This is a genomic window from Phenylobacterium sp. (genome assembly GCF_030697305.1).
In the GTDB taxonomy this organism is placed as follows: domain Bacteria; phylum Pseudomonadota; class Alphaproteobacteria; order Caulobacterales; family Caulobacteraceae; genus Phenylobacterium.
This window is the reverse complement of record NZ_JAUYQL010000022.1, coordinates 1-23,054: the sequence shown is the minus strand read 5'-3', so window position 1 is coordinate 23,054 and position 23,054 is coordinate 1. Positions and strand designations below refer to the sequence as shown.

The following is a 23,054-nucleotide window of genomic DNA, read 5'->3' as shown; positions in this document are numbered from 1 at the left end:
CGCCTAGCCGCGCGCCTTCACGGGCGCGGCGCCGTCGACGTAGCTCTCGTTGAGATAGACCTCGGCCTCCTGCGGCGACAGCGCCGGCGCATAACCGAAGCCCTGCCCATAATCGCAACCCAGCGACAAAAGTTGGCGCGCCATGCCCGCGTTCTCCACGCCCTCGGCCACCACCTCCAGCGACAGGTCCTGACCCAGCTTCACCACCGAGGAGACGATCTTCGCCGAGCCCTCGTTGGTGGCCATGGTGCGCACGAAGTAGCGGTCGATCTTCAGCGTGTCGAAAGGCAGCCTTGTCAGGTACGACAGCGACGAGAAGCCGGTGCCGAAATCGTCCAGGGCCAGCGCCGCCCCCGCCGCGCGCAGATTGCGCAGGATCACGGCCGCCCCTTCCGGGTCGCGCATCACGTCGCCTTCGGTGACCTCCAGCTTCAGAGCGCCCGGCGGCAGGCCGGTCTCCTTGCGAATCGCCACCACGTCGGACACCAGGTCAGGCCGCTCGATCTCCCCGGTCGACAGGTTGACCGCCACAGTCAGCTCGCCGGCCGCGCGATGGTTGCGCCGCCATTCTGCCAGCTGATGGCCGGCCTGACGCATCATCAGCGCGCCCAGGTCGCTCATCAGCCCCATCTCCTCCAGCAGCGGCAGGAAGGAGTCGGGCAGCAGCAGGCCGCGACGCGGGTGGATCCAGCGCACCAACGCCTCGAAACCCGACAGCGCGCCCGTCGAGAGGCGCACGATCGGCTGATAATAGGGGATCAGCTCGCCACGGCCGAGGGCGCCGCGCAGGTCGCCTTCCAGCGCCAGGCGCGACAGGCCGTCGCTCTCTAGACCGCGTCCATAAGCGGCTGCTCCGCCGCGTCCCGCGCCCTTGGCCGATTCCACCGCCAGCTCGGCGCGGCGCAACAGTTCGGCGGCCTCCGGCGCCTCGTCGCCGCCCTGGGCGCTGACGGCGCCGATTGACAGTGTCGGATGGATGTCGAAGCCGGCGATGCGCAGCGGCTGCTCCAGCGCGTGACGCAACACCTCTGCGGCGGGTTGGTCCGCGGCCTGGGTCAGCACGGCGAATTCGTCCTCGCCGACCCGCGCCAGCAGCGCCTCCGGCGGGAAGGCGGCGGCCAGGCGTGAGCCCAGGGCGGCCAACACCAGGTCGGCGCGCTCGTGGCCCAGCGCTTCGTTCAGGCGACGCAGTCGGTCTAGGTCGGCGACCACCAGTTCGTGACGGCCGGGCGCGGGCAGCCTTTCGCGCGCCCGGGCGATGAAGCTTTTGCGGTCCAGCAGTCCGGTGAGGCCGTCGAGATCGGAGGCGGCGAACTTCGTCTCCGGCGCCACGACGCCGGCGGCGCGTACGCCCTCTTCCAGCCAGACCCCGCGCCAGATACAGACGCCGGCGCCGCGCATGCGCAGGCGGATGGCGATTTCAGCACCCGGCTCTTGGACCTTCAGGACGTCTTCGGCCAGCGCCCGGTCCTGGGGCAGCGCGAGCGCGCGCAACGCCGCGGACGAGCATTCCGGCGCCAGCGGACCCAAGCCCAGCGCACGCGAGGCGCCCGTGATCCGCAGGCGATCGAGCTCAGGTTCCCAGAACCACAACGCGACCTCAGCGGCGCCCAACGCTTCCAGCGTCGTCGTGGCGTCCCAGATCCAACGATCGATCGCCATACTTGCGATGCCCGGCCCGTAAGCGTCGGTTCAGACCGACACACCCTCATCCAGGCCTTCGCGCCGCTTCAGCGGAGACACGAGACCGAACAACACATGGTCTCGCCAAACGCCGTTAATTTTCAGATAAGCTTGGGCCATCCCCTCTTCCGCGAAGCCCGCCTGGAGCAGCAGCCGGCGCGACGGGTCGTTGCTCGGGATGCACGCGGCTTCCAGTCGATGCAGGTTCAGGGTTCCGAATGCGTAGTCCACCAGCGCCCGAACCGCCGCCAGGGTGTAGCCGCGCCGGGTGAACGGCCGCCCGCTCCAGTAACCGACCGATCCCATCTGGGCGACGCCGCGGCGCACGTTCGACAGGGTGATCCCGCCGGTCAGTACGTCGTCTTCGGCGCGGAACACGAAGAACGGATAGGCGGAACCCGTCTCGCGATCGCGGGCGTAGGCGGCGAGGCGGCGGCGGTAGGCGGCGCGGGTGAGGTCGTCGGCCGGCCAGATCGGCTCCCACGGCTGCAGGAAGTCGCGAGAGCGGTCGCGCAAGTCACGCCATTCCATGTAGTCGGCGGCGCGCGGCGTGCGCAGGCGGACGGTTTCGCCCTCGATCCGCGGGCCGCTCTCCGGTGCGATCCAATCCAGCAAGGCCATGCGACAACCCTCGCGTGAATCGCCCGCGGGTCAAGCCCGGCCTCGCGCAGCGTGTTGAACGCCAAGCTAGTGGAACAGGGATTTTTCGAAGGCCCCCGCGGCGGCCAGCGCCGCCTTCGGACCCAGCACGGCGGCGACGCTTCGGCGTTCGCTCAGCATCCGCTCGCCGATCCGGCGCAGATCCTGGGCGGTGACCTCGTCGATCTGAACTGCAAGCTCGGCGGCGCTCAACGGCCGCTCGAACACCAGCACCTGGGCCGCGGTCTGTTCTGCGCGGGCCAAGGCGGACTCCCGCGCCATGAACAGCGACGCCTTCAACTGCGCCTTGGCGCGCGCCAGTTCCTGTGGCTCGACGCGGGCGATCAGGCCGGCCACTTCGCCCGCCGCAACCTTGGCGAACTCCACGGCGTCGCGCGCCGCGCAGCCGGCGAAGATGCCGAGGAGGCCGACGTCGGCGTAGGTCTCGACGTAGGCGTCGACCGCATAGGCGAGGCCGCGTCGCTCGCGCGCCTCCTGGAACAGGCGCGAGGCCATGCCGCCGCCGAGGATTTCGGCGAACAGGCGAAGCGCGAAATAGTCCGGATCGCGCGCCCCCACCGCCGGCAGCATCAGCACCAGGTTCGCCTGCTCGAGTTTCTTGGCTAGGGGCCTCGCGCCGCCAACGAAGCGGGCAGCCTCGGGGGTTTGCGTCGGCGCCGGCGCGGCATCGGCGAAGGCGCGCTCGGCGAGGTCCAGCAACTGCGCCTCGTCCACTGCGCCGGCGACGCTGACGACGAGGCTGTCGGCGCCATACAGGCGCTTGCGCCAGGCCTCGAGAGCGTCTGGCGTGGCGTGGCCGATCGACTCCGGCGTGCCCAGGATCGGCCGGCCCAAGGGCTGGCCATCGAACGCCGCGGTCTGGGCCATCTCGAACACCAGGTCGTCGGGCGTGTCGGCCGCCTCGGCGATCTCCTGGCCGACCACCTGCTTCTCGCGGGCCAGATCCTCCGCATCAAGGGTCGGACGCAACACCAGGTCGGCGCAGACCTGCAGGCCAAGGGTCAACCCTTCGCGTAACGCGCGCACCTGATAGCTGGTGCGCTCATAGCCGGTGGCGGCGTTGATCTGTCCGCCCTCGGCTTCGATCGCCTCGACGATGTCACGGGACGACCGCGGCCCGGCCCCCTTGAACACCATGTGCTCGAGGAGATGCGACCAGCCGTTCTCCGCCGTCCCCTCGCTGCGGGCGCCGCGTCCCGCGACCACCGACAGCGCGATGGTCTCCAGGCCCGGCATCGGGTCGCAGATGACCCGCACGCCGTTGGCGAGCGTGTGGACCGTGGGCATGGGGGCGTCAGGCGAGGGCAAATTCGCGCACGTAGGCCTTGATCGTGTCGGCGTCGGCCGGCAGGCGATCGAACCGCTCCGGCCGGTCGGCCAGGTTCGCCGAGCCCGGCGGCAGCGCCGGCGTCACGCCCGTGGCCGCGCGCACCGCTTCCGGGAACTTGGCCGGATGCGCGGTGGATAGCACGACGAACGGCTCGTTGACCTCGGCGGTCTTATGCAAGGCAGCGACCGCCACGGCGGTGTGAGGGTCGATCAGTTCGCCGGTCTCGTTCAGCGTCGCGATCATCGTGCGCGTGGTCTCCGCCTCGCTCACCGAGACGCCGGTGAACACCTGCTGCATCGAGGCGAAGGCCTGCGGCGGCACGTCGAAGCCGCCGGTCTCGACAAAGGCCTGAAAGGCACGCGCGGTCTCTACGCCGTCACGGCGCACGCATTCGAAATACAGCCGCTCGAAATTCGAGGCGCTCTGGATGTCCATGGCCGGCGACTGGGTGAAGTTCACAGCGCCGCGCACATATCGGCCATCTTGGAAGGTGCGCGCCAGGATGTCGTTGGCGTTGGTCGCCGCCACGATGCGGCGGATCGGCAAGCCCATGCGCATGGCGACGTAGCCGGCGAACGCGTCGCCGAAATTGCCCGACGGCACGCAGAACGACACCGGCCGCTCCGGGGCGCCGACCGCCACCGCACTGGTGAAGTAGTAGACGATCTGGGCGGCGATCCGCGCGAAGTTGATCGAGTTCACCCCGGACAGGTCGACCGCCTGGCGCAGGCTCTGGTCCTGGAACGCCTGTTTCACGATCGTCTGGCAATCGTCGAAGGTGCCCTGGACGGCCACGCAGGCGACGTTCTTTTCCGCCGCCGTGGTCATGAACCGCCGCTGCACCTCTGAGATGCGCCCCTCAGGAAACAGCGCCACGACGCGCACGTTGGAGCGGCCGCGGAAAGCCTCCACCGCCGCGCCCCCGGTGTCGCCGGACGTCGCGCAAAGGATGGTCTGGGTGCGCCGCTGGGCGCCCAGCACGTGGTCGTAGAGCCGGGCCAGCAACTGCATGGCCACGTCTTTGAACGCCAGGCTCGGCCCATGGAACAGCTCGGCGATGAACGCGCCCGGCGTGATCTGGGTCAGCGGCACCACGGCCGCGTGGGTGAAGGTCCCATAGGCCTCGGCGCACATCTCGGCGATGTCCTCTGCGGAGATCTCGTCGCCGGCGAACAGGCTGATAATCGTCGCGGCGACCTCGTGATAGGGCCTGCCGGTGAATGCGGCGATTTCCTCGGCGCTCAGTTGCGGCCAGGTTTCCGGGACATAGAGCCCGCCGTCGGGGGCGAGCCCGGCCAACACCGCATCGACGAAGCCGACGGCCGGGGCCTGACCCCGTGTGGAGACGTAACGCATCAACTCTTCCATCTGCGCCAGAGCATGGCCGCATAGACGGCCAGCAGGGAGCCGGCAAGGCCGAACCAGGTAAGCGCGTACTCGAAGTGCCGGTTCGGAATCTCCGTCGGGATCGGCGCGGGCGTCAGCGCCTTCCATTCCGGATTGGATGACGTTTCGGCCATCAGGAACAGCGGCGCTGGGGCCGGCGCGTCCAACGCCTTGGCCATCGCCGCCACATCGCGCGAGAACCAGCGGTTGGCCGCCACATCGTTGGGCGGGGTGACGAAGGTCGCTTTGTCCGGCAACCGCAGCACGCCGACCATGCGCACGGGCGCGGTCGCCGCACCGTCCACCGGCGGCCGCGCCGAGATGGTGTCGGCGACGAAGCCGCGGTCGACCAGGATGGTCCGGTAGCGCGCGGCGTCGACCTTGCAGGCCGAGATCAGCCGCGAACCGGCCCCACCCTCGCGCAACCCGTAGAGCTCGAGGAACGGCGCCTGGGCGAGCCCCGGGCAATCCACCACCACGCGGCGAAACTGCAGGTTCGCGCCGTCTGCGGCGCTGTCGAGCGCCGGGCCCAGCAGCGTCGCCGGCGCGCCCTGCAGCGCGGCGATGCGGGCCAAGAGGTCGGTCTTCCAGGTCAGCCGCTGAAGCTGCCACAAGCCCAGGCCGACCAGGGCCGCCAGCGCGACAAGCATGGCGATTGTCGCGCCGATGGGGAAGCGCCCGCGGCGCTCAGTCATCGCGCCGCGCTTGCGACGCGCGGTTCATGAACTGGGCGGCCAGCATCGCGCCCTTGAACGGCCGCAACAGCCCCAAGCAGACGATCACCGTCAGCGGCAGGAAGATCACCAGATGCACCCACACCGGCGGATGCAGCGTGAACTCGGTGAACAGCGCGGTGAAAGCGACGATGAAGCCGCCGATCAGGATCACGAACACCGCCGGGCCGTCGCCGGAATCCGCCTTCGCCAGATCGAACCCGCAGGCCTCGCAACGGGGCGAGACCTTCAGGAACCCCTCGAACAGGCGCCCCTCCCCGCAGTTGGGGCAGCGACCCGCCAGCCCCGACAGCAGAGGGTTGGGTGCGGCCATTAGTGGCCGCCAGACGCCCCGAAGATCACGTAGATGAAGGCGAACAGGAACAGCCAGACCACGTCGACGAAGTGCCAGTACCAGGCCGCGGCCTCGAACCCGAAGTGCTTCTGCGGCGTGAAGCCGCCCTTGATCAGCCGCAGCAGGCAGATCGCCAGGAAGATCGTCCCGATCAGCACGTGGAAGCCGTGGAAGCCGGTGGCCATGAAGAACGAGGAGCCATAGAGGCCGCCGTTCGCCGCTTCCTCGTTGAAGAAGTATTTGTGCTCGAGAATGTGATGGTACTCGTACGCCTGGATCGAGGTGAACAGCACGCCCAGGATGACGGTCAGGATCAGGCCGATCTTGGCGCCCTTGCGGTCGCCGGTCTGCAGCGCGTGGTGCGCCCAGGTGACCGTGGTGCCCGACAGCAGCAGGGTCAGGGTGTTGACCAGCGGCAGGTTCCAGGCCGGTACGGTCTCGACGCCGTGCGGCGGCCAGGTCGCCCAGGCCGTGCGGACTTCCTCGATCGAGGACAGCGTCCGCTGACCGTGGAACAGGGCCATCTCGAAGAAGATCCAGAACCACGCCACGAAGAACATCACCTCGGAGGCGATGAACAGGATCATGCCGTAGCGCAGGCCCAGCGAAACCACGGGGGTGTGGTCGCCGCGGTTGGCTTCTTTCACCACCTGAACCCACCAGCCGAACATGGTGTAGAGCACGCCGGCCAGGCCCATGAAGAACACCCAGGAGGTGCCCTTATCGAGGCCGAACAGCCCCTTCATCCAGACCACGCCGCCCAGCGCCATGACCGTGGCCGCGATCGAGCCCACCAGCGGATAGGGGCTGGGATCCACCAGGTGATAGTCGTGCTTGACGCCGTCGTGGGCCATGTCGGTCCTTACCCCTCTTGTAGTCCTTCGCCGCCCGGACCCGGTTCCGGGTCCGAACGTCGGAATTCGCGTGACGCTATAGCCCTGCACGCGCCTTTTCGCCAAGGGCTGAAACCGTGATCGGCTTCGCCCCGGGCGCAGCGTCGACAGCCGGATAGAAGGTGTAGGACAGCGTCACCTGTTCCTTGCCCTTGGTCTCGAAATCGTCGGCGTATTTCGGATCCACGAAATAGACCACCGGGAACTCGATCGTCTGGCCGGGCTGCAGGGTCTGATCGGAGAAGCAGAAGCATTCCAGTTTCTGGAAATAAGCCGCCGCCTGTTCCGGCACGACGTTGTAGACCGCGCGACCCGTGATCGGCGTCTTCGCGTGGTTCGTCACCTTGAAGAACGCCAGTCCGGTTTCGCCGATACGCACGGTCTGGCTGGCCTGCTCTGCGCTGAACGACCACGGCAGTTCGCGGACGTTGGCGTCGAAGCGGATCTCCAGCTTGCGCGCCAGGACCGTATCCGGGGCGGCGTCGGCGCGGCGCACCGTGCCGTCAAAGCCAGTGACCTGACAGAACGCCTTGTAGAGCGGCACGGCGGCGAACGCCGCGCCCAGCATCAGGACGAAGCCCGACGCGCAAATGATCGCCACGCGCCGGTTGCGGCGTTCCTCGGGCGAGCGCCCAGGCGCCTCAGATCGGACGGTCGAGGACATTGGCGCCTAACCTCACGATGGTGACGACGAAGATCAGGATCACGAACAGCACGAGGCCCAGGGCCAGCGCCACGTTGCGACCGCGCCGCGCGCGTCGTTCGATCTCCGGATCGGGATGCGGTTCGCTCACGCCGGGCCTCCGATGCTCGCCAGCAGATGCAGCCTGGGCGCATGCGCCAGGCCTTCGCCCAGGAGGGTGGCGAACAGCAGCGTCAGATAGAGGATCGAGAAGGCGAACAGGTTGCGGGCGTCCTTGGCGTTGGCCTTGACGTCGTACAGCCCATCGTCGTTGCGCATCTCCGGCGTGTCGCCGGCGCGGCTCTTGTAGACGCGCCAGGCCAGCAGCACGAACACCGCCCCGCCGATCGCCGCCACAGCCAGATAGGCCGCGCCGCCCAGGCCGGTGACCGCCGGAACCAGACACAGCGGCGCGAACAGCAGGGAGTAGATCAGGATCTGACGCCGCGTCGACGCCGGCCCCGCGACCACCGGCATCATCGGCACGCCGGCCTTGCGGTAGTCTTCGCTGGTGTAGAGCGACAGCGCCCAGAAGTGCGGCGGGGTCCACATGAAGATGATCGCACACAGCAGCCAGGCGTTGAGCGGGACGTGTCCCGTCGCCGCGGCCCAGCCGATCACCGGCGGCAGCGCGCCGGCCAGCCCGCCGATGACGATGTTCTGCGCTGTCGAGCGCTTCAGCCACATGGTGTAGACGACGGCGTAGAACACGATGGTGAAGGCCAGCAGGCCGGCCGCCAGCCAGTTCAGCGCCATCCCCATCAGCGCCACCGAGAACAGCGACAGCACCACCCCCAGGGCCGCTGCGTCGGAGCCCTGCACCCGCCCAGACGGCACGGGACGGCCCCGCGTGCGGCGCATGCGGGCGTCGATGTCGGCGTCGTACCACATGTTCAGCGCGCCCGAGGCCCCGGCGCCCACCGCGATGCACAGCACCGCCACGGCGCCCAGGATCGGGTTCAAGGCGCCGCCCGAGGCGACCAGGCCGGTGAGCGCGGTGAACACCACCAGCGACATCACCCGCGGCTTCAGGAGCTGCAGATAGTCCTGCCATCGCGCCGGTGCGGCGGCGTGGGCGTCCGGGATGGCTGGCGACATGGCCATGACGATACTCTCAAAACGCCGGAAGGGCGCGCGCCGGATGCTCCGGCCCGCGCCCCCTTGGCTCTTTCCTCGACGGCTTCAGGCCGCCGGGGTCAGTGGATATCCTGCTTGATCACCGGCAGTTCGTTGAACTGGTGGAACGGCGGCGGCGAGGGCAGCGTCCACTCCAGCGTCGTGGCGCCTTCGCCCCAGGGATTCGCCTCACCGGCGCGACGGAAGATCATCGCGTCCAGCAGCATCACGAGGAACACGATGACGCCGACCAGGGTGACCACGTAGCCGATCGACGACACGTGGTTCCAGTAGGTGAACGCTTCCGGATAGTCGACGTAGCGGCGCGGCATGCCCTGCAGACCCAGGAAATGCTGCGGGAAGAAGATCAGGTTCACGCCCACGAAGGTTATCCAGAAGTGGGCGGCGCCCATCCATTCGCGGTACTTCACGCCGAAGATCTTCTCGAACCAGTAGTAGAAGCCCGCGAAGATCGCGAACACCGCTCCCAGGCTCAGCACGTAGTGGAAGTGGGCGACCACGTAATAGGTGTCGTGCAGGCTGTAATCGATGCCGGCGTTGGCCAGGACGACGCCGGTGACGCCGCCGACGGTGAACAGGAAGATGAAGCCGATCGCCCACAGCATGGGCGTCTTGAAGTCGATCGACCCGCCCCACATCGTCGCGATCCAGGAGAACACCTTCACGCCGGTGGGCACCGCGATGACCATCGTCGCGGCCACGAAGTAGGCGCGCAGATTGATGCTCATGCCCACGGTGTACATGTGGTGGGCCCAGACCAGGAAGCCGATGAAGCCGATGGCGACCATTGCGTAGGCCATCGCCAGGTAGCCGAACACCGGCTTGCGCGAGAAGGTCGAGACGATGTGGCTGACGATGCCGAACCCGGGCAGGATCAGGATGTAGACCTCGGGGTGACCGAAGAACCAGAACAGGTGCTGGAACATTACCGGGTCGCCGCCGCCCGCCGCGTCGAAGAAGTGGGTGTGGAAGTTGCGGTCGGTGAGCAGCATGGTGATCGCGCCCGCCAGAACCGGCAGCGACAGCAGCAGCAGGAACACGGTCACCAGGATCGACCACACGAACAGCGGCATGCGGTGCAGGGTCATGCCCGGCGCACGCATGTTGAAGATCGTGGTGATGAAGTTGATCGCGCCCAGGATCGAGCTGGCCCCGGCCAGGTGGAGGGCCAGGATCGCGCAGTCCATCGCCGGACCGGTGTGGCCGCTGGTCGACAGCGGCGGATAGATCGTCCAGCCGCCGCCGAAGCCCATGCCCGGGCCGCCGTCGACGAACATCGAGGTCAGCAGCATCACCCAGGCCGCCACCAGCAGCCAGAACGAGATGTTGTTCATCCGCGGGAAGGCCATGTCCGGCGCGCCGATCATCAGCGGCACGAACCAGTTGCCAAACCCGCCGATCATCGCCGGCATGACCATGAAGAAGATCATGATCAGGGCGTGGGCGGTGACCACGGCGTTGTAGCCGTGCTTGGACGCCTCGATCAGGCCCAGCTGGTCGAGCAGCGAGCCTTGCGTGAACACCTGGATGCCTGGCTCGGCCAGTTCCCAGCGGATCAGACCGGACAGCGCCCCGCCGACCAGGCCCGCCATGATGGCGAACAGCAGGTAGAGGGTGCCGATGTCCTTGTGGTTGGTGGAGAACAGCCAGCGGGTGACGAAGCCCGGCTTGTGATCGTGGCTGTCGTGATGCTCGTCGTGTGCGGCGGCGTGGGCCATCTTACGCTTTCCCGAAAATCAGTTCGCCGCCGGCGCCGTAGCGGGCGCAGGCGTAGCAGTCGTGGCGGCGGCCGGCGCAGGCGCGCCAGCGGACGCTGAGGCGGACGAGGCTGCAGGGTCGGCGCCGGGTGCGGCGGCGGGAGACGCCGCAGCGGGGGCGGTCGCCGGAGCGGCCGCGGCGGCAGGCTTGGCGCCGCCGCCCTTGCCGACGACCCACGCGTCGAACTCCGCTTGAGACACAACATGCACTTCGATCGGCATGAAGGCGTGGTCGACGCCGCAGAGCTCACGGCACTGGCCGTAATAGATGCCGGTCTTCTCGGCCTTGAACCAGGTCTCGTTCACCCGCCCGGGCACCGCGTCGGTGATGATCCCGAACGAGGGCACGGCGAAGGCATGGATCACGTCGGCGCCGGTGACCAGCACACGGACCACCTTGTTCACCGGCACGACCAGCGGCTCCGTGGCGGCCAGCCGGTACGGGACGTTCTTCGCCTTGGCTTCCTTCTCGGGAAGGATGTTGGAGATGAACTCGGCGACGTTCTGGTCGGGATATTCGTAGCCCCAGTACCACTGGTACCCGGTCGCCTTAACCGTGAGATCCGGCTTGGGCATGTCGTGGTAGGCGAACAGCAGCTTGAACGAGAAGATCGCGATGAACATCAGGATCAGGACGGGCAACACCGTCCAGGCCACTTCGATAGCGGTATTGTGGCTCCAGCGCGCCGGGATCGGATTCGCGCGCTTGTTGTAGCGGACCGCGCACCAGATCAGCAGGCCCAGCACGAACAGGCTGATCCCCGTGATGATCGGCAGCAGGACGATATTATGGAAGAAGATCGCGTCGTGCCGCAGAGGCGTTACGCCCGGCTGCAGGTCGATGGCGCCGGGCGTCGGCTGCCCGACGAGGTCCTCCGCAAGCGCGCTCACGCTCCACAACGCGGTCGTCACGCCGGCCGCCGCTCCGGCCGCCGCAGCCCGCATACCCTTGAACCTCGACTTCATGTCCCCTCGGTCTGGTTGGCCGGCCGCGCCTCGCCAAACAACGATCGCCCCCGACGACAGGATGGACGGCGCGGCGCATCGTCCGCACCCCTCGTCCTTCAGCGCGCGTGCATACGCGCTCTCCCCCAGCTTGCCAAGGCGGTTGCGCCATGCCGCAAAGGCAGGCCCCACTTCAGACCCTGGAGCATGCATGCGTCCCCCGCTGAGCCCGCGCGAGCAAGGTGAAATCCGCGACGCCTTCGATGGCGTGGTCAACATGACGCCGAGGGCCCTGCGCGCTTGGCTGGATACCGACGAAAGTCGGCGCGTCGGGGTCACACGCCGCGGCGAGAGCGAATCGATCGGCCGTCAATCCGCCCGGCGCATCCTGGAGATCCGCGCCCGGCCGGCCGAGGACCTCACCGACGCCGACTACGCCCACATGAAGAAGGTGGTCGGCTACGCCCGCCGCCACCTGGCCCAGCGACCTTGGGGCGATGTGACGCACACCCGCTGGCGCTGGTCGCTGATGAACTGGGGACATGACCCGTTGCTCGGGCGGGTGACGCGCGGCGCCTGAACGCCTATCTGTTGAGACGTCTCCCAGGTTTACGCAGGTTCGTCCCTCATGAACGCCCACACTCCCGCTCCATCGATCCTCGAATCCGCCGGCGTCGATCCGGAACGCGCGCGCGCCATCCTGGGCGAGGCGCTGGCCGGGGCCGACGATGGCGAGCTGTTCGTCGAGCGCTCGGAGAGCGAGGCCTTCGTGTTCGACGACGGCCGGCTGAAATCAGCGTCCTACGATGCGACCGAGGGATTCGGCCTGCGGGTTGTGGCGGGCGAGACCGCCGGCTACGCCCACGCCAGCGAGATCTCCGAGGCCGCCATCGGCCGCGCCGGCAAGTCCGCGGCGCTGGCGAAGCGGGGCTATTCTGGCCAGGCGGCCGAGGCCCCGCGCCACACCAACGCCAAGCTCTATAGCGAGGACAATCCGCTGGCCTCGCCGGGCTTCTCGGACAAGGTCGACCTGCTGCAGGAGATCGACGCCTGGGCCCGCGCCCGCGACCCGCGGGTGGTGCAGGTGATGGCCAGCCTCGCCGGCGAGCGGCGGGTGGTCGAGATCGTCCGCGCCGACGGCCGCCTGATCCGCGACGTGCGCCCGCTGGCCCGCATCAACGTCCAGGTGACGGTGGAGCGCGATGGTCGGCGCGAGAACGGCTACACCGGCTCCGGCGGCCGCGCCGGCTTCGAGACCTGGATCACCCAGGAGAACTGGCAGGGCGCGGTCGACGAAGCCCTGCGCCAGGCGCTGGTCAACCTGGAGGCGGCTCCCTGCCCGGCCGGCGAGATGGACGTGGTCCTCGGCCCGGGTTGGAACGGCGTGCTGCTGCACGAGGCGGTCGGCCATGGTTTGGAGGGCGACTTCAACCGCAAGGGCACCTCGGCCTTCTCCGGGCGCATCGGCGAAAGGGTGGCCGCCCCCGGCGTCACCGTGTTCGACGACGGCACGGTGCTGGGCCGCCGCGGTTCGCTCACCGTCGACGACGAAGGCACGCCGACGGAACGCACCATCCTGATCGAGGACGGGGTGCTGGTCGGCTACATGCACGACCGCATGAGCGCGCGGCTGATGGGCCTGCAGCCCACCGGCAACGCGCGGCGCCAGTCCTACGCCCACATGCCCATGCCGCGGATGACCAACACCGGCATGCTCGGCGGCGACACCCCTCGCGAGGAGATGATCGCCTCGACCAAGCGCGGCCTCTACTGCGCCAACTTTGGCGGCGGCCAGGTGGACATCACCAACGGCAAGTTCGTCTTCCAGTGCACCGAGGCCTACCTGATCGAGGACGGCAAGGTGACCACGCCGGTGAAGGGCGCGACCCTGATCGGCGACGGCCCGTCCTGCCTGACGCGGGTGACGATGATCGGCGACGACTTTGGCTTCGACCCCGGAATCGGCGTCTGCGGCAAGGGCGGCCAGAGCGTGCCGGTCGGCGTCGGCCAGCCGTCGCTGAAGATCACCGGCCTGACCGTCGGCGGCACCAGCCTCTAGCCGCGAGGTTTACCCCTCGCGGTCGGCGCGGATGGCGGCGGGACTCACCGCCTGCCGCTCGCCGTCCAGCACCGGGGCGATCGGCTCTGGCTGGGCTGCGCCGTGGGTGTCGTTGGCCCCGTGCGACCAGCCCTTGATGAAGAAGCTGAGCACGATGAAGGCGACGCCGAAGCCCATCCCCCACCAGCCCAGCATGGCGAACACCTTGACCGACGAGGCCAGCGCCGCGGCGGGGTCCAGCACCTGACCGCCGACCGTCTCGGCTCCGGCCATGCCGGCGATCAGCCCGCCGACATATTGCGCGATGGACGACGACAGGAACCAGATCGCCATCATGAACGAGACCAGCGAGGCCACCGACAGCTTGGTGATCTGCGACAGACCCACCGGCGACAGGAACAGTTCGCCCGTGGTGTGCAGCAGGTAGAGCAGGCCCAGCAGCACCAGCGGCACGCGATAGTCGCTGTCGGCCATTCCCGCGCCCCACACCACCACCATGAAGCCCAGGCCCACCTGAATCAGCGCCAGGCCGAACTTCAGAACTGGGTCGGGGTCGCGTCCGCGCTGGCCCAGCCAGGCCCAGGCCGCGGCGAACACCGGCGCGAAGATCAGGATGAAGCCCGCGTTGAACGACTGGGTCTGGGACGCCGTCATCCCGCCTAGGTCGACGTTGCGCGCGGCGAACAGGTTGAGCGAGGTGCCGGCCTGCTCGAACAGGGTGAAGAACACCACCGCGCCGAAGATCAGCACCATGGCCAGCATCATCCGCTCTCGCTCGATGCGGTCGCACTTGAAGATCAGGAAGCCGACGACGAACGCCAGCGAGATCAGCGTGCTGGCGATCAGGCCGATGCCCACCAGGTCGTTGCGCTGGACCAGCAGCCACACCCCGCCGACGCCGACGAGGCCCGCCAGATAGATCAGCCATTCGCGATTGATCGGCCCCAGCACGGGCTTGGCCAGCAGCCCCGGATGCGGCGGCTCGCCGTGGCCTTCCAAGTGCTTCTTGCCCAACACGAAGACGATGAACCCGGCCAGCATGCCGACGCCGGCCAGTCCGAAGCCGGCCCACCACCCTACGTACTGGCCCAACGCCCCGCATAGGATCGAGGCCCAGAAGGCTCCCAGGTTGATGCCGTAGTAATACAGGGTGAAGCCGGAATCCCGCCGGGGATCGCCCTGCGGATAGAGCTGGCCGACGATCGTCGAGATGTTGGGCTTCAGGAAGCCCACGCCCATGATGATCAGCGACACCGCCAGATAGAAGGCGTTGACCCCGTTGCGGTCGACGGTCTTGCCCATCGTGTAGGAGCCGGCCGGCAGCACCGCCGGCAGCGCCGCGTCAGCCGGCAATCCCTTGATCTCCAGCCCGCCGCCTTCGGCGGCGGTGAAGGCATAAGGCTGGCCGCCCACGATCAGGTGGACGTTGCGCGCATCCATGCGGCCTTCGGCGGCGATCGCGTAGCTCTGGCCCTCGTAGCGCAGGGTCTGGTCGGCTGGGCGGCCCTCATAGGCCATGGTCAGGTGGCCGGCGACCAGCAACAGGGCGCCGAACGCCACCGCCTTGCGGGTGCCGAGGTAGCGGTCGGCCAGCACCCCGCCCAGCAGCGGCAGCAGATAGACCAGCGAAGTGTACGACCCGTACTGCGCATTGGCCGTGGCGTCGTCGAACAGCAGGTGCTGTGTCAGGTAGAAGATCAGGATGCCGCGCATGCCGTAGTAGGAGAAGCGCTCCCACATCTCGGCGAAGAACAGTATGATCAGCCCGCGCGGATGGTTCTTCAGCAGTTGCAGGAGCACCGGGATGCCGGTCGCCAGGGTGATGACGATCCCGAGGATGACGATGAGCATTGGCGATCCCGAACTGTGCGCGTGGCGCCCCGGCCCCGCAGCGGCGGAGAAGACCATGCGTCAGAAACAAGCACAAGCGAGCCTCAGGACCACGCTTCGCCCGAAGCCCCGCCCAGAACCTTAGCTCGCCAGAACGTTAGCTCGAATGACGCGTTAGCCCCTCAGGAGGACTTGAGCCCATGCTGACCCCCGGCCCCGACCACCCAATCACCATCACGCCTGCGGGCAAGCGATGGCGCGCCCGGTTCCAAGGGCACGTGATCGCCGACACCGGTGACGCCTTGATCCTCAAGGAGGCGAGCTACCCGCCGGTCGTCTACTTCCCGCGCGCCGACGTCGACATGGCCTACATGTCGCGCACCGACCGCAGCACCCACTGCCCCTACAAGGGCGACGCGTCGTACTACACTGTGCTGATGGACGGCCATTTCGGCGAGAACGCCGTGTGGACCTACGAAGAGCCCTTCCCGGCCATGGAGACCATCCGCGAGCGGCTGGCCTTCTATCCGGACAAGGTCGAGGTCTATGCGGTCGAAGAGGCTCAGGTGAACCCCCGCGCGGCGGGCGTCGACGTCGACGCCGTGGTCCAGCACACCGACGCCGGCGACGGCCACAGTCAGCGCGAACACTGGACGCCCAAGGACGACGTTCCCCGCCCCGAAGGGGTGTGAGCGGCCTCCAGGTCATCGAGGACGCGCCTCGCTCCTCCCCTGCGCAGCGGGGGAGGTGGCGCGCCCTGAAGGGGCGTGACGGAGGGGGCAAGCCGTCAGATCGAAACCGCCGCGATCGCCTCCTCCGGCTTTCGCCTGCGGCGAAATCCACCTCCCCCGTCACACGGGGGAGGAGCGGCGCTCGCTATCCTTAGTACCGCCAGTCGTCGAAGGCCTTGGAGGCGTCGCCGTTCCAGGCGCCGTGGAACAGCTCGAGCTGACGGTCGGCCTGGGTCAGGCCGCTGTCGGCGATCTCGTCGAGGGGCGCCAAGTAGATCGTCTCATCGACGCCGGCCTCCAGGCGGGCGCGCCGGGCCAGCCCTTCGCGGGCGATGGCCAGCAGGTCTTTCGCCACCGCCTGCACCGTGCGACCGGCGATCTCGGCCTTCATCCCGCGTCGGGCCACGTCGGCGCGCAGGGCGTTGTGCTGCTCCGCCGTCCAACCCTTGCAGAGGTCCCAGGCTGCGGCCAGCGCCGCCGAATCGTAGAAGATCCCGGTCCACAGCGCCGGCAGCGCATGCAGCATCGGCGCCGGGCCGCTGTCGGCGCCCCGCATCTCCAGGTACTGCTTCAGCCGCACCTCGGGAAAGATGGTGGTGGTGTGGTCGGCCCAGTCCTTCAGGGTCGGACGCTCGCCCGGCAACTCGGCCAAGTCGCCATCCATGAACTTGCGGAACGAACGCCCCGACAGGTCTACATACCGGTCCTTGCGCTTGGCGAAGTACATGGGAACGTCCAGCGCGTAGCGGGCGTAGCTCTCGAAGCCGAAGCCGTCCTGGAACACGAAGTCCAGCATGCCGGTGCGGTCCGGGTCGGTGTCGGTCCATACGTCGGCGCGGCTGGACAGCAGCCCGGTCGGCCGGCCTTCCTTGAACGGCGAATTGGCGAACAGGGCGGTGGCGATCGGCTGCAGCGCCAGGCTGGTGCGGAACTTGGCCACCATGTCGGCTTCGGAGCCGAAATCCAGATTGGCCTGCACGGTGCAGGTGCGGAACATCATGTCCAGGCCCTTGCCGCCGACCTTGGGCATGTAGGCGCGCATGATCGCGTAACGACCCTTGGGCATCACCGGCACCTGGTCGCGACGCCACAGCGGCGTGAAGCCTAGCGCCAGGAAGCCGATCCCGAGCTCTGCGGCCACGGTCTTGGCCTCGTCGAGATGGCCTTCGGTCTCGCGGCGGATCTCGTGCATCGTCTGCAGCGGCGCGCCGGAGAGCTCGAACTGACCGCCCGGCTCCAGACTGACGTTGGCGCCGTCCCGCTCCAGGCCGATCAGCACCGGCCCGGCGTCCGACGCTTCGAAGACGCCGGTCCAGCCGAAGCGCTGCAGGCCTTCCATCAACGCCTTGATGCCCGCCCCCTCGTAAGGCACAGCATCGTGGCTCTGCAGTCGGAACGGGAACTTTTCGTGCTCGGCGCCCACCCGCCACTGGGCGGCGGGTTTGGAGCCGACCTCGAACCAGCGGACGAGGTCCTCGAAGACCAAAGGCCGATCGTCGCAGACGACTTCGCCCATGCGGATCACTCCCCACCCGTTTCGCAACACCGTCCCGGGCGAGGCCTCCCGCGGCGCGGGCATTTATGCCCTTCGGTCCGGTGGTGGCAATCCCGGCACGTTCAGGTCCGCCAATCGCCGCGCGCCGCCTGCCACAACGTCAGGGCGCTGATCGCCGCGGTGTCGGCCCGCAGGATGCGCGGCCCCAGGCTGGCCGGCGTCGCATAGGGCAGCGCCCGCAGCCTTTCGCGCTCGGATGGGGAGAAGCCGCCTTCCGGTCCGATCAGGATCGCCCAGGGATCCTCGTCAGCGGTCTCGCGCAACGCCTCCAGCACCGGCCTGGCGTCGCCGGCCTCGTCGCAGAACAGCAGCCTGCGCCCCGCCTCCCAGCCGTCCAGCAGCTTGTCGAGCCGCAGCGGCTCGCACACCTGCGGCACGTCCAGGCGGCCGGTCTGTTCGGCGGCCTCGGCGGCGATCGCCTGCAGCCGGCCGACATTGGCGCGGTCGGCGTTGGTCCGATCGGTGAGCGCCAGGCGCACGCGCTGCGCGCCCAGCTCGGCCGCCTTCTCGACGATCACCTCCAGCCGCGGCCGCTTGACCAGCGCCACCACCAGATCGAGGTCGGGACCGCTCGCCTGCGGACGCGCCAGCAACAGCACCTCCAGCTTGACCGCGCGCTTGCCGACCTCGGCCAGCGTCGCCAGCCATTCCCCGTCGCGGCCGTTGAACAGCGCCACCTGGTCGCCGACGCCGCGCCGCATGACCGAGGACAGATAGCGGCTCTGTTCCGGCCCCAGCGCCAGGGCGGCGCCGGCCGAGAGGGGGTCTTGCACGAACAGTCGGATCATCGCGCGAGCGTCCCAGACGCGGCGGGCGCCGGCAAGCCGGCGCAGCGTTTGCTTGGCGTGGCGCTCCCAGGCGGCCTAGGCTCGTCCCATGAGCAAGAATTCGGACGACGAACAGCGCGAACTCGAACGCCACCAGCTCGCCCTGGTGCACTATCAGCAGCACGCCATGGCGCAGGGCGAACGGGCGCTGATCATCCTCGAGGGACGCGACGCGGCCGGCAAGGACGGGACCATCCGCGCGGTCACCGAGCACCTGTCGGTGCGCAACACCCGGGTGGTGGCGCTGGCCAAGCCCACCGAGCGCGAGCAGGGCCAGTGGTACCTCCAGCGCTACATCCCCCACCTGCCGGCGGCCGGCGAGACGGTGATCTTTAACCGCTCCTGGTACAACCGCGGCGGCGTCGAACCGGTGATGGGCTTCTGCACGCCCGAGCAGCACGAGGCCTTCCTGCGCGACATTCCGGCCCATGAGGCGTTGCTGGTCGGCGACGGCATGAAGCTGGTCAAGCTGTGGCTGGACGTGTCCAAGAAGGAACAGGCTAAACGCCTGGCCGAACGCAAGGACGAGCCGTTGAAGGCGCTGAAGTCGAGCCCCCTCGACGAGGCGGCGCAGAGCCGCTGGGACGCCTACACCAACGCCCGCGACGAGATGCTGAAGCGCACCCACACCGCCGCCGCGCCGTGGATCTGCGTGCGCTCCGACCACAAGAAGACCGCGCGACTGAACATCATCCGCCACCTGGTGCGCACCCTCGCGCCGGCCTCGATCGGCAAGGAGCTCGACGCCCCCGATCCCGACGTCCTCTTCCCGTTCGAGATCGCTGCGCTCAGCGACGGGCGATTGGCGCGCTGAGCCCCGCTTGATCGGCCTGCGGTTCCATGGTGCTTGAGCCCACTTCAACGACACCAGGAACAGGGGCGCAGGTGATGTCGGGATCAGAGGTGTTGCAGGTCGAGCGTCGTGGCGACGTCGAGATCGTCACCCTCAACCGCCCCGATGCGCTGAACGCCCTGAACCCTGATCTGGTCGAGGCGCTGCTCGCCTACTGGCAGGGCCTGCAGGAGAACAACGACGTCCGCGTCGTGGTGCTGCGCGCCGCGGGCCGCGCCTTCTGCGCCGGCCTCGACCTCAAGGGCTGGGGCGATTTCTCGTCCGAGCCCTCGGTCGCCAACGCCCTCTACATGCAGCGTCGGATCGGCCGGATCATGCGGATGATGCGCACCTGTCCGCAACCGGTGATCTGCCTGGTCCAGGGGGCCGCAGCGGGGGGCGGCATGTCGCTCGCGCTCGCCGCCGACGTCCGCTACGCGACCCCGGACATGCGCATGAACGCCGCCTTCATCCGTATCGGCCTGGGCGGCGGGGACATGGGCTCCAGCTACTTCCTGCCCAGGCTGGTCGGCCATTCCGTGGCCTCCGAACTGCTGCTGTCGGGTCGCTTCATCCAGGCCGAGCGCGCGCTCAAGGTCGGGCTGATCAGCGATATTGTCGAGCCTGACGCCCTGCTGGACGCAGGCCTTGCGCTCGCGGACGACATGCTGCTGGCCGCGCCCATGGGCCTGCGGCTCACCAAGGATGCGCTCAATCTTAACATCGACGCCTCGGGCATCGAGGCCGCCATGGCCATCGAGGACCGCCAGCAGGTGATGCTGAGCAACACCGCCGACCACGGCGAGGCGGTCGCGGCCTTCCTCCAGAAGCGCAAGCCCGTCTGGCAGGGCAGGTAGCCGCCGCCATGCGCGTCCACATCGCCGCCGACCACGCCGGCTTCGAGCTCAAGACCCATCTCGTCGCCTGGCTGTCGGCCAACGGGTACGAGCCGGTCGACCATGGCGCCTACGCCTACGACGCCGAGGATGACTACCCGCCGTTCTGCGCCGCCGCAGCGGCCGCGGCGGTCGCCGAGCCGGGATCGCTGGCGATCGTGATCGGCGGATCGGGCAACGGCGAGCAGATCGCCGCCAACAAGGTCAAGGGCGCTCGCGCGGCTCTGGCCTGGAGCGTAGAGACGGCCGCGCTCGCGCGTCAGCACAACAACGCCAACGTCGTCGCCGTGGGCGCACGCATGCACAGCGCGGACGAGGCCGTCGCAATCGTCGAGGCCTTCCTGACGACGCCCTGGAGCCAGGCCCCGCGCCACCAGCGACGCATCGACATGCTGCTGGCCTTCGAGGAGACCGGCGAGTTTCGCTGAAAGAACGCCCGCCTTACCGGTAGCGCAAACGTCCGAGCAACCGCGCCGCGCGGTCCAGCGCCGTGCCCGGCTTGAACCGCGTCGTCGCCTTCCACTTCTCGAAGGCCATGACGTTATCGATGCGCCGCGCGACGAACGTCTCGGCCGCCTCGCGACCGCTCTGCAGGCGCACCGCCAGCGCGCCGGTGAGGATCGAAGCCAGGATCGCGCGCTTCGAATAGTGGTTCTCGTCTGCGGCGACGTCGCCCGCCCAGCGCCACAGCGCGTCGGCGCTCTCCCAGCCCAATCGCAATCCCAGCGCGGCATGGCTCGGCAGCGCCAGGAACCCGGCCCAGCGACGCAGCGCCGCCTCGTCGGCGAACGCCGCGTCGATGCGCGCCTCTACCGCCCGCGCGATGCGCTCGCGGATCCTCAAGGCCAGAGGGTCGATGTCGCCCAGCGCCGCCAGGGCTGCAGCGTCGTGGCGGCGCGACAGCAGGGCGGCGAGATCCGCTGGCCCCCGGGGCATCAGCAGCCCCACATCGGCCTCGCTCAGGCCCGCCGCGCGCCCGGCCGCCAGCAGCGTCGCCTGGCTCCAGCCGCTTGTCGGCGCGAGGGTCAAGGCCGCGTCCATGACTCGACGCTCAGCGCCTGCCGCCCAATCCTCCGCACCTTGCGGCGCCGCTTCCAGGGTCTCGCTCATCGGTTCATCCTAAAGCGCGCAGAGCCGGCCGTCGCCGTGGACATACGCGGGTCGTTCTGTTATCTGCCGCGGCTTGCATCCGGAGGCGTGTTCCTCCGGCCAACACAATTCTGCTGCTCACCGTCTCAAGGTCGAGCGTGGGCGACGAATAGGAGAGCGGGTCCTGGTTCAGATTTTCGTGCGCGACAACAACGTCGACCAAGCCTTGAAGGCGCTGAAGAAGAAGATGCAGCGCGAAGGCTCGTTCCGCGAGATGAAGCGCCACGTCCACTACGAGAAGCCGTCCGAGAAGCGCGCTCGCCAGAAGGCTGAAGCCGTGCGCCGGGCGCGCAAGCTGGCCCGCAAGCGCGCTCAGCGCGAAGGCCTGATTCCGGCGCCGAAGAAGCCCGTCGGCCGCTAGGCCAGGGCTTCCAGTCGCGGACTGCACGAAAGGCCGGGCGGGCGACCGCCCGGCTTTTTCGCGTTTTGGCCCCGCGTTCGCCGCACTCTGGCGCGATCTTCCGTCGCGCAGGCATGCGGCTTGCTGGTGAAAGGGCGTGCGGTCCCCTATCTTGTGGGCTGCGGACCTTATCGAGACGGATCTCGAACGATCATGAACCTGCGCAATCTCGTCATCTGGGGCGTCATCGTCGTCGTCCTGATCGGCCTTTACAGCATGATGACCGGCGGCGGCCACGCCGCTGGCGCGAGCGAGATCAGCTATTCGCAGCTGATGACGCGGGTGAACTCCGGCGAGGTGAAGACTGCGGTGATCCGCGGTTCCACCGTCGAGGTCCACGATCAGGCCAACAAGGCCTACACCGCCATTACGCCCAACAATCAGGAAGAGCTGGTCAAGCGCCTGGAGAGCCAGGGCGCGGACATCCATGTGAAGCCGCCTAGCAATGGCGGCCTGCTGGGCTTCCTGTTGAACAGCCTGCCGATCCTGCTGCTGGTCGGGGTGTGGATCTTCTTCATGCGCCAGATGCAGGGCGGCGCCCGCGGCGCCATGGGCTTCGGCAAGTCCAAGGCCCGCCTGCTCACCGAGGACAAGAACCGCGTCACCTTCGATGACGTGGCCGGGGTCGACGAGGCCAAGGAAGAGCTGACCGAGATCGTCGACTTCCTGAAGGACCCGCAGAAGTTCCAGCGCCTGGGCGGCAAGATCCCCAAAGGCGCGCTGCTGATCGGCCCTCCCGGCACCGGCAAGACGCTGCTGGCCCGCGCCATCGCGGGCGAGGCCGGCGTGCCGTTCTTCACCATCTCCGGCTCTGACTTCGTGGAGATGTTCGTGGGCGTCGGCGCCAGCCGCGTGCGCGACATGTTTGAACAGGCCAAGAAGAACGCGCCCTGCATCATCTTCATCGATGAAATCGACGCCGTCGGCCGCCATCGCGGCGCGGGCCTGGGCGGCGGCAACGATGAGCGCGAGCAGACGCTGAACCAGCTCCTCGTGGAGATGGACGGCTTCGAGGCCAACGAAGGCATCATCCTGATCGCCGCCACCAACCGTCCCGACGTGCTGGACCCCGCGCTGTTGCGCCCGGGCCGCTTCGACCGCCAGGTTGTGGTGCCGAATCCCGACGTGAACGGCCGCGAACGGATCCTGCGCGTGCACATGAAGAACGTGCCGCTGGCCGCCGACGTCGACGTGAAGACCGTCGCACGCGGCACCCCCGGCTTCTCCGGCGCCG

The 23,054-nt window shown here is 68.5% G+C and carries 24 protein-coding genes; 8 read left to right on the top strand and 16 right to left on the bottom strand.

What is annotated here, in order from left to right:
- Window positions 1-3: 3 nt before the first annotated feature.
- The 12 genes from Q8R27_RS02300 to coxB form a co-directional block, all read right to left on the bottom strand.
- Window positions 4-1,662: a bifunctional diguanylate cyclase/phosphodiesterase gene (locus Q8R27_RS02300; RefSeq protein ID WP_305697493.1), complete on the bottom strand. Its 1,659-nt coding sequence runs from the start codon at window positions 1,660-1,662 to the stop codon at window positions 4-6.
- Between the two features lie 30 nt (window positions 1,663-1,692).
- Window positions 1,693-2,304, bottom strand: coding sequence for a GNAT family N-acetyltransferase (locus Q8R27_RS02295; protein ID WP_305697492.1), 612 nt, complete (start codon window positions 2,302-2,304; stop codon window positions 1,693-1,695).
- 66 nt (window positions 2,305-2,370) lie between these two features.
- On the bottom strand, window positions 2,371-3,630 hold the full coding sequence (locus Q8R27_RS02290; RefSeq protein ID WP_305697491.1) for a pitrilysin family protein: 1,260 nt from the start codon (window positions 3,628-3,630) through the stop codon (window positions 2,371-2,373).
- A gap of 7 nt (window positions 3,631-3,637) precedes the next feature.
- Window positions 3,638-5,029: a threonine synthase gene (thrC, locus tag Q8R27_RS02285; RefSeq protein ID WP_305697490.1), complete on the bottom strand. Its 1,392-nt coding sequence runs from the start codon at window positions 5,027-5,029 to the stop codon at window positions 3,638-3,640.
- Window positions 5,029-5,754, bottom strand: coding sequence for an SURF1 family protein (locus Q8R27_RS02280; RefSeq protein ID WP_305697489.1), 726 nt, complete (start codon window positions 5,752-5,754; stop codon window positions 5,029-5,031). The genes thrC and Q8R27_RS02280 overlap by 1 nt, the downstream gene beginning before the upstream one ends.
- The gene (locus Q8R27_RS02275) at window positions 5,747-6,106 is read right to left on the bottom strand and encodes a DUF983 domain-containing protein (RefSeq protein WP_305697488.1); all 360 of its coding nucleotides are present in this window, start codon (window positions 6,104-6,106) and stop codon (window positions 5,747-5,749) included. Before Q8R27_RS02275 ends, Q8R27_RS02280 begins: the two co-directional genes overlap by 8 nt.
- A complete protein-coding gene (locus Q8R27_RS02270; RefSeq protein ID WP_305598399.1) occupies window positions 6,106-6,981 on the bottom strand; it encodes a cytochrome c oxidase subunit 3 in 876 nt (291 codons plus the stop codon). Before Q8R27_RS02270 ends, Q8R27_RS02275 begins: the two co-directional genes overlap by 1 nt.
- A 76-nt stretch (window positions 6,982-7,057) precedes the next feature.
- On the bottom strand, window positions 7,058-7,684 hold the full coding sequence (locus Q8R27_RS02265; protein WP_305697487.1) for a cytochrome c oxidase assembly protein: 627 nt from the start codon (window positions 7,682-7,684) through the stop codon (window positions 7,058-7,060).
- A complete protein-coding gene (locus Q8R27_RS02260) occupies window positions 7,662-7,814 on the bottom strand; it encodes a hypothetical protein (RefSeq protein WP_305697486.1) in 153 nt (50 codons plus the stop codon). The genes Q8R27_RS02265 and Q8R27_RS02260 overlap by 23 nt, the downstream gene beginning before the upstream one ends.
- Entirely contained in the window at window positions 7,811-8,806 is a 996-nt protein-coding gene (gene cyoE, locus Q8R27_RS02255; RefSeq protein WP_305697485.1) for a heme o synthase, read from the bottom strand. The genes Q8R27_RS02260 and cyoE overlap by 4 nt, the downstream gene beginning before the upstream one ends.
- Before the next feature lie 92 nt (window positions 8,807-8,898).
- A complete protein-coding gene (ctaD, locus tag Q8R27_RS02250) occupies window positions 8,899-10,557 on the bottom strand; it encodes a cytochrome c oxidase subunit I (RefSeq protein ID WP_305697484.1) in 1,659 nt (552 codons plus the stop codon).
- A gap of 18 nt (window positions 10,558-10,575) precedes the next feature.
- Window positions 10,576-11,562, bottom strand: a complete 987-nt coding sequence (gene coxB / locus Q8R27_RS02245; RefSeq protein WP_305697483.1) for a cytochrome c oxidase subunit II — start codon at window positions 11,560-11,562, stop codon at window positions 10,576-10,578.
- A gap of 190 nt (window positions 11,563-11,752) precedes the next feature.
- On the opposite strand from coxB, the gene Q8R27_RS02240 reads away from it, so the two are divergent.
- Both Q8R27_RS02240 and tldD read left to right on the top strand, forming a co-directional pair.
- Window positions 11,753-12,121, top strand: a complete 369-nt coding sequence (locus tag Q8R27_RS02240) for a DUF3140 domain-containing protein (protein WP_305697482.1) — start codon at window positions 11,753-11,755, stop codon at window positions 12,119-12,121.
- 48 nt (window positions 12,122-12,169) lie between these two features.
- On the top strand, window positions 12,170-13,600 hold the full coding sequence (gene tldD / locus Q8R27_RS02235; protein ID WP_305697481.1) for a metalloprotease TldD: 1,431 nt from the start codon (window positions 12,170-12,172) through the stop codon (window positions 13,598-13,600).
- 9 nt (window positions 13,601-13,609) lie between these two features.
- Here tldD and Q8R27_RS02230 read toward each other — a convergent pair whose 3' ends face one another.
- Complete coding sequence (locus Q8R27_RS02230; protein ID WP_305697480.1) at window positions 13,610-15,451, bottom strand: peptide MFS transporter; 1,842 nt, start codon at window positions 15,449-15,451, stop codon at window positions 13,610-13,612.
- A 179-nt stretch (window positions 15,452-15,630) separates the two neighbouring features.
- Here Q8R27_RS02230 and Q8R27_RS02225 point away from each other — a divergent pair, with 179 nt between their 5' ends.
- Complete coding sequence (locus Q8R27_RS02225) at window positions 15,631-16,122, top strand: DUF427 domain-containing protein (protein ID WP_305697479.1); 492 nt, start codon at window positions 15,631-15,633, stop codon at window positions 16,120-16,122.
- Window positions 16,123-16,312: 190 nt separating this feature from the next.
- Here Q8R27_RS02225 and Q8R27_RS02220 read toward each other — a convergent pair whose 3' ends face one another.
- Both Q8R27_RS02220 and Q8R27_RS02215 read right to left on the bottom strand, forming a co-directional pair.
- A complete protein-coding gene (locus Q8R27_RS02220) occupies window positions 16,313-17,677 on the bottom strand; it encodes a glutamate--cysteine ligase (protein ID WP_305697478.1) in 1,365 nt (454 codons plus the stop codon).
- 101 nt (window positions 17,678-17,778) lie between these two features.
- Complete coding sequence (locus Q8R27_RS02215; RefSeq protein ID WP_305697477.1) at window positions 17,779-18,504, bottom strand: 16S rRNA (uracil(1498)-N(3))-methyltransferase; 726 nt, start codon at window positions 18,502-18,504, stop codon at window positions 17,779-17,781.
- An 88-nt stretch (window positions 18,505-18,592) separates the two neighbouring features.
- On the opposite strand from Q8R27_RS02215, the gene ppk2 reads away from it, so the two are divergent.
- The 3 genes from ppk2 to Q8R27_RS02200 all read left to right on the top strand — a co-directional run bounded on the left by ppk2 (window position 18,593) and on the right by Q8R27_RS02200 (window position 20,699).
- Complete coding sequence (ppk2, locus tag Q8R27_RS02210; protein WP_305697476.1) at window positions 18,593-19,357, top strand: polyphosphate kinase 2; 765 nt, start codon at window positions 18,593-18,595, stop codon at window positions 19,355-19,357.
- A gap of 74 nt (window positions 19,358-19,431) precedes the next feature.
- Window positions 19,432-20,232: an enoyl-CoA hydratase/isomerase family protein gene (locus Q8R27_RS02205; protein ID WP_305697475.1), complete on the top strand. Its 801-nt coding sequence runs from the start codon at window positions 19,432-19,434 to the stop codon at window positions 20,230-20,232.
- A gap of 8 nt (window positions 20,233-20,240) precedes the next feature.
- Entirely contained in the window at window positions 20,241-20,699 is a 459-nt protein-coding gene (locus Q8R27_RS02200) for a ribose-5-phosphate isomerase (RefSeq protein ID WP_305697474.1), read from the top strand.
- 13 nt (window positions 20,700-20,712) lie between these two features.
- Here the strand turns inward: Q8R27_RS02200 and Q8R27_RS02195 are convergent, their stop codons facing one another.
- Window positions 20,713-21,381: a COQ9 family protein gene (locus tag Q8R27_RS02195; protein WP_305697473.1), complete on the bottom strand. Its 669-nt coding sequence runs from the start codon at window positions 21,379-21,381 to the stop codon at window positions 20,713-20,715.
- Window positions 21,382-21,544: 163 nt separating this feature from the next.
- On the opposite strand from Q8R27_RS02195, the gene rpsU reads away from it, so the two are divergent.
- Both rpsU and Q8R27_RS02185 read left to right on the top strand, forming a co-directional pair.
- Window positions 21,545-21,781 carry a 30S ribosomal protein S21 gene (gene rpsU, locus Q8R27_RS02190; RefSeq protein ID WP_305595270.1) on the top strand — a complete coding sequence of 79 codons (237 nt, stop codon included), beginning with the start codon at window positions 21,545-21,547 and terminating at the stop codon, window positions 21,779-21,781.
- A 192-nt stretch (window positions 21,782-21,973) separates the two neighbouring features.
- A partial coding sequence (locus tag Q8R27_RS02185) for an ATP-dependent metallopeptidase FtsH/Yme1/Tma family protein (RefSeq protein WP_305697472.1) occupies window positions 21,974-23,054 on the top strand: 1,081 nt, incomplete at its 3' end.